The sequence below is a fragment of the Kitasatospora sp. NPDC058162 genome (genome assembly GCF_042884005.1).
Classification (GTDB): domain Bacteria; phylum Actinomycetota; class Actinomycetes; order Streptomycetales; family Streptomycetaceae; genus Kitasatospora.
In genome coordinates this window covers 1-14573 of record NZ_JBHVUS010000034.1, presented here as the reverse complement: position 1 = coordinate 14573, position 14573 = coordinate 1, and the positions used below count along the sequence as shown (strand labels likewise).

Here is a 14573-nt window from a genome sequence, read left to right as displayed (position 1 = left end):
CCCGGACCCCGCGCCCCGGACCCGCTACGCGCTCAGCTCGGCGTGCAGCGCGCCCAGCAGCCGCCCGGCCCGCTCCGCGACCTCGGCCGGCCCGTAGTCGATCGCCCGCCGGCACCAGTTCTCGGCCTGCACCGGCTCGCCCCGGCGCAGCGCCAGCAGCGCCAGCCGCAGCGCCGCCCGCCCGTGCCCGGCGTCGGCGGCCCGGGTGTACCAGAGCATCGCCTCCGCCTCGCTGTCCTGCCGGGCCAGCAGCAGCCCCAGGTTGAACGCCGCGCTGCGGCTGCCCGCCTCGGCGGCCCGCCGGTACCAGCTCTCGGCGATCTCCAGCGCCCCGCGCTCGGCCGCCCGCACGCCCATCCGCACCTGGGCCCGGCGGTGCCCGGCGTCGGCCGCCAGCGCGTACCAGTGCTCGGCCTCGGCGTCCGCGTCCCCCCGCCGGTCCAGCACCGAGGCCAGCCGGAACGCGCCCTCCGCCGACCCCCCGGCCGCCGCCTGCCGGTAGCGCTCCAGCGCGCCGGACAGGTTGCCGCGCTGCTCCTGGGCGACCGCCAGCTGCAGCGCCGCCTCGCCGTGGCCCTCGGCCGCGGCCCGCGCGTACCACTCCTGGGCCTGCCGCGCCTCGCCGCGCCCGGCGTGCAGCACGCCCAGGTTGAAGGCGCCGTCGACGCTGCCGGCCTCGGCCGCCTTGGAGAACCACGGCTCGGCGCCGGACTCGTCGCCGCGCTGCAGCAGCACCACGGCCAGCGCGTTGCAGGCCTCCCGGTGCCCGGCGTACGCGGCCCGGCGGTACCACTGCTCGGCCTGCTGGTCGCGGCCGGTGCCGGCGCAGAGCAGGCCGAGGTTGAAGGCGCCGTTCTGGTCGCCCGCGTCGAGCGCGGTGCGGTACCAGTGCTCGGCGGCCTTGGCCTCGCCGCGGCTCGCGTGCAGGGCGCCGAGCGCGTTGGCGGCGTTGCCGTCGCCGGCCTCGGCGGCCTCCTGCCACCACTCGGCGGCGGCGCCGACGTCCCCGGAGTCGCGCAGCAGGAAGCCCAGCGCGCAGGCGGCCCGCGGCTCGCCGTTCTGCGCGGACTGCCGGTACCAGCGGGCGGCCTCCTCGAGCAGCGACTGGTCGGTGCGGGCGCGCTCCTCCAGCAGCACGCCCAGGCGCAGCGCGGCGCGGGCGTGGCTGCGGGCGGCGGCGGTGCGGTACCAGGCCTCGGCGGTCTCCTTGTCCCCGGCGGCCTCGCGCATCCGGGCCAGCCGGTAGGCGGCCTCGCGGTGCCCGGCGTCGGCGGAGACCTTGAACCAGCGCTCGGCCCGCACGTCGCGCCGGTGCTCCATCAGGTCGCCGAGGGCGTAGGCGCCCAGCGGGTGGCCGTGGTCGGCGGCGAAGTGCAGCCAGTACTCGGCGGCCTCCTCCTCGCCCTGGTCGCGCAGCTGCAGCCCGAGCGCGTGCGCGGCGGGGGCGCTGCCCGCCACCGCCGCCTGGCGCCACCACTGGCCGGCCTCGGCGCGGTGGCCCTGCTGGTGCAGCAGGACGCCCAGGTTGTTGGCGGCGGCCCGCAGGCCGGCGGCCGCGGCGGCGCGCAGGTAGGGCTCGGCGTCCTCCAGGTCGCCGCGGCGCAGCAGCAGGGTGCCGAGCCGGCCGGCGGCTTCCGGGTCGCCGCCGTCGGCTGCCTGCCGGTGCCGGGCCTCCAGGGCCGCGGACTCCCGGGCGGCCAGCGCGGTCTCGAAGCTGGTCGGGTCCAGCCCGGCCGGGTCCAGCGCGGCGCCGGCCGGCGACTCCTCACCGCCCGCCCGGTACGGGCCGACGGCGGCGGAGAACTGGCGGGCGGACACGTGGACGAGGCTGTCGGGCCCGGAGCCGCCGACCGCGGGGCGCTCGGACAGTCCGCTGGTGCGCTGGGCGGGCAGGGCCCCGGGACGGCTCTCGGGGCTCTCGGCGCTCTCCGCCCAGGCGTCGGTGTCCGCCTCGACGGCCCCGCCCGACTTTGCGCCTGACTTGCCGATCAGCCTCATGCCGACTCCCGCTCCCCCAGAGTGTCGCGGCATCGTGCCCCGGCCGACGGCCGGGGGGACTCCCAGGAGAGGTGCCGGACCGGACGGCCCGTCAGCGGCCGTGCACCGTCCCCCATGTGTCCCATCGTCGCATCACCCGCTACCCGCGTACACCTGCCCCGGCCGAATTCGGGTGGGGCGGACCCGAAGCCGACGAGATTGCTTCGGCGCTTTGTCGATTTCCCGACACATCCGCCCCACAAACCCCGGTGCCGTCCCCGTTGGCGACGGTCGATAGTACCGGAGCGGTTCCCGCCGCTTCCGGACGGAAACATCCGGGAACGACAGAGGCCCGGAGGAATGATCCTCCGGGCCTCTGACACTGAGTAGCGGGGACAGGATTTGAACCTGCGACCTCTGGGTTATGAGCCCAGCGAGCTACCGAGCTGCTCCACCCCGCGTCGTTGTGATCAAACCTTAGCACGGATCCAGCGGGCCCCGACCACGGCTGCCGCAAGGCCACCGGCCACGACCACGGCCACGACCCGGAAACATCCGGGAACGACAGAAGCCCGGAGGAAAGATCCTCCGGGCTTCCTGCTACTGAGTAGCGGGGACAGGATTTGAACCTGCGACCTCTGGGTTATGAGCCCAGCGAGCTACCGAGCTGCTCCACCCCGCGTCGGTAACTGAACAGTAGCACGGACGCGGGGTGGAGCCCAAAACGGTTGTCGCAGCTCAGCGGGGACTACGGGTGCGGACTGGCCGACCCCGAAGCCGTCGGGGCCGGCGCGGGGGCCCCCGTCGGAGCCGGCGCCGGGCCGCCGCCGCGGGCCGCCTCGGCCGCCTTCAGGGCGTCGCCGAGCGCCTTCTGGGCGTTGCCGTACGCCACCCAGTCGCCGTTCTTGAACGCGGTCTGGCTGTCGTTGTACGCCTTCTCCGCGTCCGAGAGCGCCTTCTGCAGCTCCGGCGAGATCGTCCCGCCCGGCGCCGGGGTGCCCGGCGCGGTGGGCGTGGGCGTCGGCGTCCCCGGCGTCGGCGTGGTGCCGCCGCCCGGCGTCGTCCCGGTGCCCGGCGTCGTCCCGCCCTGGCTGGACGGCGCGACCGGCGTGGCCGGCGGGGCCTGCCCCGCGAACAGCTTCCGCAGCGCGTCGTCCAGGGTGTTCTCGAACGCCACGTTGTCGTCCCCGTACACCGCCAGGACCTTCTGCAGTGTCGGGTACTTGGCGCCGCGGCCGCGCACGTACACCGGCTCGACGTTCAGCAGCCCGCCGCCGACCGGCAGGGTCAGCAGGTTGCCGTACTCCAGCTCGGTGTCACCGCCGCTCTTCAGCGCGAAGATCTGGTTGGCCACCTCCTGGCGGGAGTTGAACTTCGACTGCACCAGGCCGGGGCCGGGGGCGCCGCTCTCGCCGGTCATCTTCAGGATGCGGATCTTCCCGTAGTCGTCGCCCGGATCCGCGTTGACGGCCATGAAGGCCGCCAGGTTCGGCCGCTGGTTGGGCACGAAGGTGCTGGTCAGCGAGAAGCTCGCGGCGGAGGCGTCCGGCATCCGCACCGTCACGTAGTACGGCGGCTGGACCTGCTTGGTGTCACTGGTCGGGTCCACCGGGACCTGCCAGATGTCACTGCCGTTGAAGAAGGAGTTGGCGTCGGTCACGTGGTACTGGCCGAGCAGGTCGCGCTGCACCTTGAACATGTCCTGCGGGTAGCGCAGGTGCGGCAGCAGCGTCGCCGGGATGTCCGCCTTCGGCTCCACGGTGCCCGGGAAGGCCTTCATCCAGGTCTTCAGGACCGGGTCCTTCTCGTCCCACTGGTAGAGCTTCACCTCGCCGGTGTAGGCGTCCACCGTGGCCTTGACCGAGTTGCGGATGTAGTTGACCTGGTTGGCGGCGGTCAGCAGCTCACCGCGCTGGTTGGTCAGCGAGTCCTTGGTCGCGGTGCCCAGCGTCGTCTTCGACGAGAACGGGAAGCCGTCCGAGGTGGTGTAGCCGTCCACGACCCACACCACGTGGCCGTCCTGCACCACCGGGTACGGGTCGGCGTCGATCGACAGCCACGGCGCGACCTTCTCCACCCGCTCCTTGGGCGTCCGGTTGTAGATCACCTTGGCGCCGTCGGTGATCGCCCCCGCGTACAGGATCTGCGGCTCGGCGAAGCGCACCGCGTACGCGGCCCGGGTGATCGGGTTGTCCAGCGAGACCCCGCTGGCACCGGAGTACGTGTACTCCACGTTCTGACCGGACTTGATGTCGGTGTAGTCGATCTCCTTGTTCGAGCCGCCGACGATCGAGTACGTCGTCGTCTTCTCGCCGTAGTAGATCCGCTGCTCGTAGCTGCCCAGCGTGCCGGTGGACGGCAGGCCGGACTCGGTGAACACCGGCCCGCCCTTGTCGTCGACCTGGTTGCCCTTGGCCAGCGCCGCGCCGTAGCCGTGGGTGTACTTGAAGTGGTCGTTGATCCAGTTGCGCTGCACCCCGTTGAGGTCCAGCTCGCGCAGGCCGATCACGGTGTCCTGCTTGCCCGTCGGCGTGCCGTAGCGGTCCACCGAGAGCGTGCTCGGGAACGCGTAGTAGTTGCGCTGCTGCTCCAGCGACTGGAACGTCTGCGAGACGATGTTCGGGTCCAGCAGCCGCACGTCCGCGATGGTCTGCGCGTCCGGCTTGAGCGCGTCACCCGTGGTCGAGCCCTGCGGGCTGTACGGGGTGGTCTGCGCGTCCGCGATCCCGTACGCCTGCCGGGTCGCGTCGATGTTCTTCTGGATGTACGGCGTCTCCTTGGCCTGCTCGTTCGGCTTGACCTGGAACTGCTGCACGATCGCCGGGTACAGCCCGCCGATCAGCACCGCCGACAGCACCATCAGCCCCAGCCCGATCAGGGCCGGCGCCCAGGTGCGGCGGATCGGGGTCAGGAAGAACAGCACCGCACAGATGATCGCGACGAAGAACAGGATCGTCTTGGCCGGCAGGAACGCGTTGGCGTCCACGTAGCGCAGGCCCGTCCAGCCCGAAACCCCCTTGTAGCCGCCGGTCTTCACCGCCAGCGCGTACCGGTCCAGCCAGTACGCCACCGCCTTGAGCAGCACGAACACGCCCAGCAGCACCGCCAGGTGGCCCTGCGCGCCCGCGCTCGCCCGGCGGCCCGGGCCCTGCAGCCGCAGCCCGCCGTACAGGTAGTGCACCAGCGCCGAGGTCAGCAGCGAGACGATCACCGCGCTGAACGCGAAGCCCAGCACGAACTCGTAGAACGGCAGGTCGAAGGCGTAGAACGAGACGTCCATGCCGAACTGGGCGTCCTTCTCACCGAAGGACGTCGCGTTCGTCCACATCAGCCAGGTCCGCCACTGGCCCGACGCCGCCGCGCCCGCCACCAGGCCGATCACCAGCGAGACCCCGATCAGCGCCCAGCGCTTGAACGGCGCCAGGCCCGCCCGGTAGCGGTCCAGGCTCTGCTGCTCCACCGACATCGCCGACAGCGGCGGCCGCAACCGGTGCGCCAGCCACACGTTGAAGCCGACGATCACCGCCATCAGCAGGCCGAAGACCCCGAACAGCCCGACCTTCGTCCACAACTGGGTGGTGAACACCGAGGAGTAGTGGACCGACCTGAACCACAGCCAGTCCGTCCAGAACCCGGCGAACATGACGAACAGCAGGAACAGCACCGCGAGTACGCCCAGGGTCAGCAGGGCCACCCGCGCCCGCCGGGAGGGCGGGCCCACCCTCCGCCGGAAACCCGGCCCTGAGCGTTCCGGCATCTGGAATACCACGGTGGCACCTCAGCTGTGTCGTCTGGAATCGGTCGGTCGTCAGAGCAACTTAACCAGGCTTCGACCGAGTTCCCACCGTTAGCAGACGGTTACGCCGCCGTTCCCCCACAACCCCCGCCGGCCCCGCCCGAACACCCCGCCCCGGGCCGCCCCGACCCGCCCCGGCGGGCGGGCGCCGCCCGGCGTGTGAGGATTGAGTCATGTCCGACGCGCCTGATCTGAACAACTCCCCCGACGACGTCTCCAAGCTCCCCGCCGCCACCCCGCTCACCCGGGCCGCGCTGGAGATCGACGAGTACGCCGCCACCCTCGGCTGGGACCTCCCGGCCCGGCTGTTCGCCCTGGTGGACAGCGCCGCCCTGCGCAAGGCCGACCCCAGGGTCGCCAAGCAGCTCGGCCTCGCCGACAGCGACGAGCCCGGCCTCACCCCGGTCGAGCAGGACGAACTCCCGGCCGGCATGGAGCTCGACAAGTTCCTCGGCACCATCGCCTGGCCCGACGCGGTGGCCGGCTGCGCCCTGGTGGTCGAGCGGCTGATGCTGCCGCCGGGTGCCGAGCAGTCCCGCCCGCGCGGCGCCAGCGACGCCCAGCTCGCCGAGTGGGTGGCCAACCACCCCAAGCGCGAGGAGGTGCGGATCACCGCCGCGGTGCTGCGCGACGGCAAGAAGGAGATCGCCCTGCGGCTGCGCTCCAAGGACGTCGCCCGCGAGGTGCTGACCGGCCCGGACCTGGTGCCCGGCCTGACCGACGCGCTGCTCGCGACCTTCTCCTGACCCCCGGCTTCCCCTGACCCCCGACGCCCCCGGCTAGCGGGGGCAGGACGGCAGCGCCGAGGTCTGCCCGGAGCGGATCTGCTCCAGCGACTTCAGCGCGCCGTCCAGGGTGTCCGTCTTGATCAGGGTCAGCCCGGACGGCACGTTCTTGGTGGCCTCGGCGCAGTTCGAGGCCGGGGTGAAGAAGTACTCGGCCCCGGCGTCCCGGGCGGCGATCAGCTTCATCGATATCCCGCCGATCGGGCCGACCTTGCCGTCGTCGTCGATGGTGCCGGTGCCCGCGACGAACTTGCCGCCGGTGAGGTCGCCACCCGGGGTGAGCTTGTCCACGATGCCGAGCGAGAACATCAGCCCGGCACTCGGGCCGCCGACGTCCTGCAGGCCGATGTCGATCTGGAACGGGTAGGTGTGCCGGATCCCGGTGCCGATGCCGACCACCGCGAGCTCGGCCCGCTCGGCCGGGGCCTTCGGGTCGAGGTCCTTGGCCCGCACGGTCGGGACGGTGACGTCGGTCTTCGTCCCCGGGGTGGCGGAGCCGTTGCCGGAGGTGTCCTTGGCCCGCGGCACCACGGTGAAGACCACCGACTCGCCGGGCTTGTGCTTGGTGACGGCGGCGACCACCTGGTCCACCGAGTCGACGGCGGCGCCGTCCACCGCGACGATCTGGTCGCCCGCGTGCAGCCGGCCCTCGGCCGGGGCCCCCGCGGTGACCGACTTGACGATCAGTTCGTTGCCGACCGGGACGCCCAGCTGCTTGAGCGCCGCGGTGCGCGCGCTGTCCTCGGAGGAGGCGAACTCCTCGGCGTTCTGCTTCTTGGCGTCGGCGTCCGACTGCCCCTTGGGGTAGACGTTGTCGTGCGGCACCACCAGCACGTCGTCGCGCATCCAGCCGATCACCGCGTTCACCAGGCTGGGCTCGTACTTGGCCCCGGTGACCTGGACGGTGGTCATGTTGAGGTGCCCGCTCGTCTTGTACGAGTCGTGGCCGGTGATGGTGATCACCGGCTTGCCCCCCTGGTCGCCGAGCGTGTTGTACGTCGGGCCGGGGCTCATCTCCGTGTACGGCACCTTCATCAGCACCGAGACGCAGAGCAGCGCTATGAGCAGCAGGGTGGCAGCGAGCATCGTCGCGGAGCGGCGTGGCATGCCTCGACAGTACGGGACGCCCGTGCGGCGACGCCCGCCGGGCTACCGGCCGGAGTGCTCGCCGGGGGCGGCCGAGCCCGCGGTGGTGCGTTCCATCGCGGCCATGAAGCGCCGGTGCTCGGCGAGCGAGGCGGGGTCCCCGGTGGCCCTGGGGGCCCGTTGGGCCCATCCCGCCCAGACGGCCGCGACGAGGACGGCGACAACCGGAATGATCAGCCAGGCGAGCGCACCCATGTCAGTACTCCCAGCTCCTCGGGTCTATGAGCAGATTAACCACCCCGGCGGACAACGCGGCCGGCGCCATCCGGGTTACGGGACGGCCGATCGGCTCACTTCCAGGGAGTATCCGGCGCCCCCGGCCGGACCCGTTCGGGTGAGGCCGCGGCGCGCCTGACCCGAAGGACGTGCTCCGCGTGCGTGCGGTTGCGCCGCCCCGGGGGCGGAAGCCCGGTCGGACGGGTGCTCGGTCAGACGGGAGCCAGGTCAGCAGCCGCCGGCGCCGACCCACTCCTCCTCGCCGTCGGAGAAGACCTGGTGCTTCCAGATCGGCACCTCGTGCTTGAGGTCGTCGATCAGCCGGCGGGCGGCCGCGAAGGCCTCACCGCGGTGGGCGCAGGAGACGGCGACGATCACGGCCTTGTCGGTGATCTCCAGCCGGCCCACCCGGTGCACCGCGGCGAGCGCCTTGACCGGGAAGTCGGCGACGACCTTCTCGGCGATCCGGCGCATCTCCTCCTCGGCGGTGGGGTGGCAGCTGTACTCCAGCGCGGAGACCGACTTGCCGCCGTCGTGGTCCCGGACCGTCCCGACGAAGACGGTGGTCCCGCCGGCCGCGTCGTCGCCGACCGCCTCGTACACCTCGTCCAGCGAGAGCGGGGTGTCACGGATGGCGAGCAGGCGGATGGGGTCGTGGTTCTCGGACATGACCCCATGATTCCTCATCGGGGGCCGATCGGGGCAAGGGGCTTCCGCATCACGATTCCGAAATTTCGCATCGTGAGAACTGGGGCCCGCCGGGTGTCGGCCCGCGCGTCGTCTCAGAAGCGGCGCCGCTTGCGGGCCCGGCGCACCAGCGCCGCCGTACCGACCAGCGCCACCGTCGCCCCGGCCGCCCCCAGACTGGTCGCGGCCTCCTTGCCGCCCAGCCGGCGCCCCGCCACCGCGTGCTTGCCGGAGACCTGGGCCAGCAGCTCGGCCAGCACCTGCTCGTTGGTGAACTGCGGCCGCCAGCCCGCCTCGTGCAGCCGGCTCCCGGACACCACCCACGGGTACATCGTGTACGCCAGGTCGCCCGCCGGGGCCGGGGTCAGCCCCAGCCGGTGCAGCCGCGCCGCGGTGCCGAGCGCCAGCGCGGCCGGCAGCTCCATCCGCCGGATCCCCGACAGCCGCTCCACGTCCTCCTGCTCCAGCCAGCCGTCGCAGCCGACCGTCACCTCGCCCTCGACCAGGCCCAGCGCCGCGTACTCCAGCGCCGCCGCCAGGTCGTCCACGTGGCAGAACTGCCAGCAGGGGCGGGAACCGGCCACCACCAGCAGCCGGGGAGCCTCGAAGTGCCGGGTCAGCACGGTGTCCACGCCGGGGCCCACCACCACGGCCGGGCGCAGCACCGTCACCTGCAGCCCCGGGTGGGCGCGCGGCGCCCGCCGGGCCAGCCGCTCGATCTCCAGCAGGTCCCCGACCAGCGAGGCCTCCTCGGTGGCCCGCAGCTCCGAGTCCTCGGCCAGCGGCACCTCGTTGTCGGCCAGCGCGCCGTAGACCATCGCGGAGGTGCACAGCACCACCCGGTGCACCCCGGCGGCGGCCGACGCCGTCAGCACCGTCTGGGCACCGCGCACGTTGTAGGCGCTGCGGGCCCGCGGATCGGACTCCATGCCGAAGTCCATCGCCAGGTGCACCACCACGTCGACCCCGGCCAGCCGCTCGGCCACCGCCGGGTCCCGCACGTCCAGGACCCGCCACTGCACGCCCGGGACCTCACCGCGCCGGTCGTCCACCGCCAGCACCCTGCGCACGTGCGGCGAGGCCACCAGCCGGGCGGCGACCCGCTCGCCCAGCACCCCCGCGGCACCGGTCACGGCCACGGTCAACGGCCGCCCGCCGTAGGCTGGAGGCGGCGACGCCGTGGCGTCCGGATCGTCCTCTCCTGCGGTCAGCCCAGAGCGAACGTCCGAAGGCGGGGAACTCACCGGCCATCCTCCACGGTTAGCTTATGTGCGTACGGACGTGTGTCACGTACGTCCATCCTGCCCGAGGCGAAGGCCCGGCGGTGCACCCGGCGCGGGCCTGGCCCTCGGGAGCCGCCCACGAGTCCCCCGCTCCACCGGAGTCCCGGGCGGACCGCACTGCCCGCCACACCCGTATGACGGCCGACCGGATCGAGGACCCCGTGAGCGACCTTCCCTTCGGATTCGGCGTTCCCCCCGAGGAGCCCGAGGACGGCAAGGCCAAGCCCGACGACGCGCAGCAGAAGAAGGAGCCGGGCCAGGAAGGCACCGGCGGCCCCCAGCCGTTCGGCTTCGGCGCCGGCAACCCCTTCGGCGCGATGTTCGGCCTGCCCGGCGCCCCGGGCGGCCCCGGCGGGCCCGGCGCCGACAACCCCTTCGCCGCGATGTTCGGCGGCCTCAACCCCGGCGACCTCGGTGCCGCCTTCCAGCAGCTCGGGCAGATGCTCTCCTTCGAGGGCGGCCCGGTGAACTGGGAACTCGCCCAGAACATCGCCCGGCAGACCGTCGTCGCCGAGCCCGCCGAGGGCAAGAGCAAGGACCGCTCCGTCGGCGACGCCGAGCGCTCCGCCGTCGTGGAGGCCGTGCGCCTGGCCGACCTGTGGCTCGACGGCGTCACCGAGTTCCCCTCCGGCGCCGCCGCCGCCGTCGCCTGGAGCCGCGCCGAGTGGATCGAGGCCACCCTCCCGGTCTGGAAGGACCTCGTCGACCCGGTCGCCGAGCGCGTCGGCAACGCCATGGGCGGCGTCCTGCCCGAGGAGATGCAGGCCATGGCCGGCCCGCTGATGGGCATGATGCGCTCCATGGGCGGCGCCATGTTCGGCACCCAGATCGGCCAGGCGCTCGGCGCCCTGGCCGGCGAGGTCGTCGGCTCCACCGACGTCGGCCTGCCGCTCGCCCCGGCCGGCAAGGCCGCGCTGCTCCCGCAGAACGTCGCCGAGTTCGGCGAGGGCCTGAACGTGCCCGCCGACGAGGTCCGGCTCTACCTCGCCCTGCGCGAGGCCGCCCACCAGCGCCTCTTCGCCCACGTCCCGTGGCTGCGGGCCCACCTGCTGGGCGCCGTCGAGGCCTACGCCCGCGGCATCAAGGTCGACACCTCCCGCATGGAGGAACTCGTCGGCCAGCTCGACCCGAGCAACCCCGAGGCCCTCCAGGAGGCGCTGGCCGGCGGCCTGCTCCAGCCCGAGGACACCCCCGCCCAGAAGGCCGCGCTGGCCCGCCTGGAGACCGCGCTCGCCCTGGTCGAGGGCTGGGTCGACGCCGTCGTGCACGCCGCCGCCGAGCCCCACCTGCCCCAGGCCGGCGCGCTGCGCGAGACCGTCCGCCGCCGCCGCGCCGCCGGCGGGCCCGCCGAGCAGACCTTCGCCACCCTGGTCGGCCTGGAACTGCGCCCGCGCCGCCTGCGCGACGCCGCCCGGCTCTGGGCGCTGCTCGCCGACGCCCGCGGCGTCGAGGGCCGCGACGCGCTGTGGGAGCACCCCGACATGCTGCCCACCGCCGCCGACCTGGACGACCCGGACGCCTTCGTGCACCGCGGCAGCGGCGACCTCGAGGGCGGCTTCGACTTCGACGCCCTCGACAAGCTGCTCGGCGAGGCCGCGGCCGGCAAGCCCGACCTCACCAAGAACGACCCGCCGAAGGGCGACGCGTCGAAGGACGAATCGCCGAAGGGCGACCAGGACGGCACCGACGGAAAGGGCGAGCCCACCGCATGACGGCCACCGGGACGGGCACGTCCACCCTCCACGCGGACGCCGTCCGCACCCTGACCGACTGGCGGCCCGCCGAGCGGGAGCAGGAACAGCTGCGGCTCGACTACCTCGCGCACCTGGCCGAGCAGCCCGAGGGCCTCTACCGGTCCTGCCTGCCCGCCCACATCACCGCGAGCGCGGCGGTCATCGACCCGGCCGCCGGGCGGGTGCTGCTCACCCTGCACCCCAAGGTCGGCATCTGGCTGCAGATGGGCGGGCACTGCGAGCCCGGCGACGCCGACCTCGCCTCCGCCGCGCTGCGCGAGGCCGTCGAGGAGTCCGGCATCCCCGACCTCACCCTGCTGCGGGAGGACGGCGTCCCCGTCCCCGCCAAGCTGGACCGGCACCTGGTCCGCTGCACCGGCAAGGACCGGCCGGAGAACACCCACCTGGACGTCCAGTACATCGCGCTGGCCCCGGCCGGAGCGCAGGCGCTGATCAGCGAGGAGTCGCTGGACCTGCGCTGGTTCGACTACGACCGGCTGCCGGAGCTGACCGACCAGTCGGTGCGCGACCTGGTCGCCCGGGCCCGGCGGATGACCGCCTGACCTCCTGACCTCCCGACCGGCTGAGGTGCGAAGCACCGAGGGGGCGCGGACCGTACGGTCCGCGCCCCCTCTCGCTGTCCTCCCTCACCCGCAGGAGGCCGCCGGATCCGGCCCCGGCGCACCGTGCCGGGCCCCCGGGATGTGCGGCAGCCGGGCGGCCGACACCACACCCTCCAGATAGCCGCGGGCCCGCTCCGTCCGCGGATAGGCCTCCAGCAGCGCCCAGAACGCCGCACCGTGGTCCGGCACCAACAGGTGCGCCAGCTCGTGCAGCAGCACGTAGTCCAGCACGTACTCCGGCATGCCCTGCAGCCGGTGCGACAGCCGGATCGTCCCCTCACTGGGGGTGCAGGAGCCCCAGCGCGAATTCTGATTGGTCACCCAGCGGACCTGCACCGGCTGCGCCCGACCGTCCAGGTACGCCGCCGACAACTCCCGGGCCCGGGCCATCAGGGCGTCGTCCCCGAGGACCCGCCGGCGCTCCTGGGCGGCGAGCTTCTCCAGCATCTGCGCGACCCAGCGCTGCTCCTCGGCGTGCGACAGCCGGGCCGGGATCAGCACGACGGTGCGGTCGCCCTCGCGGTAGGCGGAGACGGTGCGGCTGCGACGGGCGCTGCGCCGCACCTCGACCCGGCTGCGGTCGTGCGCCTCCGGGGGCACCACCCCGGCCGACGGGTGCTGCGGCCTCGCCTGCTGCTTCTCGTGCGGCTTCTCACGCTGCTCGTCCGGGCGCCCGCGCGTGCTCGGCGCCGCCATCTGCGACCCGGACGCTGCACGGGCACGCCGACGCGACGCCGGTGGATGGGAGTCCCGCTCGGCTGCCATGGCACACGACGTTACCCGGTACCACTGACAGAAGTCCGGTGCCGTGGCCGAAATCTTTCATGGAGCGATCGGGAACGAAAGACCGACGGAGGGTGTCCGGAAACCGACTCCCGGAAGGATGGCCAGTTATCCACAGGGCCCCCGAACAGCTGATGTGATCATGGGCCCGGGCCTGTGGATAACTTTCCGCACGCCGTCGCCGCGATGGGGCATGCTGCGGTCAGCCGTCCGGAAACGATCGGAAGGGAGATCACCGTGCGCCTCATGCTGAAGCCCGCCCTGTCCCGCAGCTGGCGGGACTCCGAGACCCTGCAGTTCGGCACCGTCACCCGGTACGCCGGGGTGCTCGGCAACGCCGACAAGGCCCTCTGCGAGTTCCTCGACCTGGTCGACGGGACACGCGAACGGCCCGAGCTGCTGTCCGCCGGCGAACGGATCGGGCTCGGCCGCGAGCCCACCGACACCCTGCTGAGCGAACTGGAGGAGACCGGGCTGCTGGACGACGCCGAGGCCGCCGGCCGGGCGCTGTCGCACTTCCCCCGGCCCCACCAGGACGTCCTCGGCCCCGACCTCGCCTCGCTGTCCCTGGTCCACTCCGGCCCGGGCGCCGCACCGGCGGTCCTGGCCCGCCGGGCCCGGGCCAGGATCGAGGTGCGCGGCGCGGGCCGGGTCGGCGCGGCCGTGGCGGCGGTGCTCGCCGCCGGCGGAACCGGCACCGTCACCGTGGCCGACAGCGGCCGGGTCCAGCCCGACGACTGCTCCCCCGCCGGGCTGCCGCCCTCGGACATCGGGCGGCTGCGCTCGACGGTCGCCCGGGAGGCCGTCCAACGCGCCACGGGCCGCCCACTGGACCCGGTGCCCCGGCGGAAGACCGACGACCCGCCGCCCGACTTCGTGGTCCTCGCGCCCCGGGACGGCAGCGCCGCCTTCGCGGGCGGGACGTACGAGGCCCGACTGCTGCTCAAGGCCGGGGTGCCGCACCTGTACACGGGCGTGGTCGAGGAGTTCGGCATCATCGGGCCGCTGGTGATCCCCGGGCGGTCGGCCTGCGGGCACTGCCTGGTGCTGCGCCGGGAGGACGAGGACGCGGCCTGGCCGCGGGTCCTCGCCCAGCTGGCGGACAACGGTCCCGGCCGGGCCCGCACCCCGGCCTGCGACACGGCCCTCGCCACGGCGGTGGCCGGACTGGCGGCGCTGCACGTCCAGGTCTACCTGGACGGCGGCCGGCCACCGAGCGTCGACGGCTGGTGCGAGGTCTCCGCAGGCGACGGCATGCCCCGCCGCCTGCGGCTGCGAGGACACCCGGACTGCGGCTGCCTGTGGCAGCCGCTGCCGCCGGGCTGAGGAGGACGGAGGGAGAGACGGAACAAGGAACGCACCGGGCCCGGGCCCGGCGGCTGCGGGGCTCAGCAGCCGCCCGACCCGAAGCCCGGGGCCAACCCGGGCGAAGCACCCGGCCAGGCGAGCCCATGGCCAGGTGAGCCCATGGCCCGGGGCCCGGCGGGGGGCGGGGCGGGGGGCGGGCGTAGCCGGCGCCGGGGGGGCGGGGGGCGGGGGGGGCC

General features: G+C 73.8%; 11 protein-coding genes and 2 tRNA genes. 4 read left to right on the top strand and 9 right to left on the bottom strand.

Features of this window, described 5'->3' with window-relative positions; genetic code table 11:
• Positions 1–24: 24 nt before the first annotated feature.
• From ACFVXG_RS36910 to ACFVXG_RS36895, 4 genes are all read right to left on the bottom strand, one after another.
• Complete coding sequence (locus ACFVXG_RS36910) at positions 25–1998, bottom strand: tetratricopeptide repeat protein (RefSeq protein ID WP_387934157.1); 1974 nt, start codon at positions 1996–1998, stop codon at positions 25–27.
• Between the two features lie 366 nt (positions 1999–2364).
• Positions 2365–2438 (bottom strand) — tRNA-Met (locus tag ACFVXG_RS36905).
• A gap of 147 nt (positions 2439–2585) precedes the next feature.
• Positions 2586–2659: transfer RNA gene (locus tag ACFVXG_RS36900), tRNA-Met, on the bottom strand.
• Between the two features lie 66 nt (positions 2660–2725).
• Positions 2726–5734, bottom strand: coding sequence for a UPF0182 family protein (locus ACFVXG_RS36895; protein WP_387934155.1), 3009 nt, complete (start codon positions 5732–5734; stop codon positions 2726–2728).
• A gap of 212 nt (positions 5735–5946) precedes the next feature.
• Here ACFVXG_RS36895 and ACFVXG_RS36890 point away from each other — a divergent pair, with 212 nt between their 5' ends.
• The gene (locus ACFVXG_RS36890; RefSeq protein WP_387934153.1) at positions 5947–6519 is read left to right on the top strand and encodes a PPA1309 family protein; all 573 of its coding nucleotides are present in this window, start codon (positions 5947–5949) and stop codon (positions 6517–6519) included.
• A 33-nt stretch (positions 6520–6552) separates the two neighbouring features.
• Here the strand turns inward: ACFVXG_RS36890 and ACFVXG_RS36885 are convergent, their stop codons facing one another.
• From ACFVXG_RS36885 to ACFVXG_RS36870, 4 genes are all read right to left on the bottom strand, one after another.
• The gene (locus ACFVXG_RS36885; RefSeq protein WP_387934151.1) at positions 6553–7665 is read right to left on the bottom strand and encodes a PDZ domain-containing protein; all 1113 of its coding nucleotides are present in this window, start codon (positions 7663–7665) and stop codon (positions 6553–6555) included.
• Positions 7666–7707: 42 nt separating this feature from the next.
• Positions 7708–7899, bottom strand: coding sequence for a hypothetical protein (locus tag ACFVXG_RS36880; RefSeq protein WP_350504483.1), 192 nt, complete (start codon positions 7897–7899; stop codon positions 7708–7710).
• Between the two features lie 249 nt (positions 7900–8148).
• Positions 8149–8589 (bottom strand): molybdenum cofactor biosynthesis protein MoaE, encoded by a 441-nt coding sequence (locus tag ACFVXG_RS36875; RefSeq protein ID WP_387934149.1) that lies wholly within the window; start codon positions 8587–8589, stop codon positions 8149–8151.
• A 113-nt stretch (positions 8590–8702) separates the two neighbouring features.
• Positions 8703–9851, bottom strand: coding sequence for an NAD-dependent epimerase/dehydratase family protein (locus ACFVXG_RS36870; protein WP_387934148.1), 1149 nt, complete (start codon positions 9849–9851; stop codon positions 8703–8705).
• Positions 9852–10051: 200 nt separating this feature from the next.
• Between ACFVXG_RS36870 and ACFVXG_RS36865 the strand changes: the two genes are divergently transcribed.
• Both ACFVXG_RS36865 and ACFVXG_RS36860 read left to right on the top strand, forming a co-directional pair.
• Positions 10052–11602 (top strand): zinc-dependent metalloprotease, encoded by a 1551-nt coding sequence (locus tag ACFVXG_RS36865; protein WP_387934147.1) that lies wholly within the window; start codon positions 10052–10054, stop codon positions 11600–11602.
• Positions 11599–12186: an NUDIX hydrolase gene (locus tag ACFVXG_RS36860; RefSeq protein ID WP_387934146.1), complete on the top strand. Its 588-nt coding sequence runs from the start codon at positions 11599–11601 to the stop codon at positions 12184–12186. Before ACFVXG_RS36865 ends, ACFVXG_RS36860 begins: the two co-directional genes overlap by 4 nt.
• Positions 12187–12270: 84 nt before the next feature.
• Here the strand turns inward: ACFVXG_RS36860 and ACFVXG_RS36855 are convergent, their stop codons facing one another.
• On the bottom strand, positions 12271–12942 hold the full coding sequence (locus ACFVXG_RS36855) for a M48 family metallopeptidase (RefSeq protein ID WP_387934145.1): 672 nt from the start codon (positions 12940–12942) through the stop codon (positions 12271–12273).
• 333 nt (positions 12943–13275) lie between these two features.
• Between ACFVXG_RS36855 and ACFVXG_RS36850 the strand changes: the two genes are divergently transcribed.
• Entirely contained in the window at positions 13276–14355 is a 1080-nt protein-coding gene (locus tag ACFVXG_RS36850) for a ThiF family adenylyltransferase (RefSeq protein WP_387934143.1), read from the top strand.
• Positions 14356–14573 lie beyond the last annotated feature (218 nt).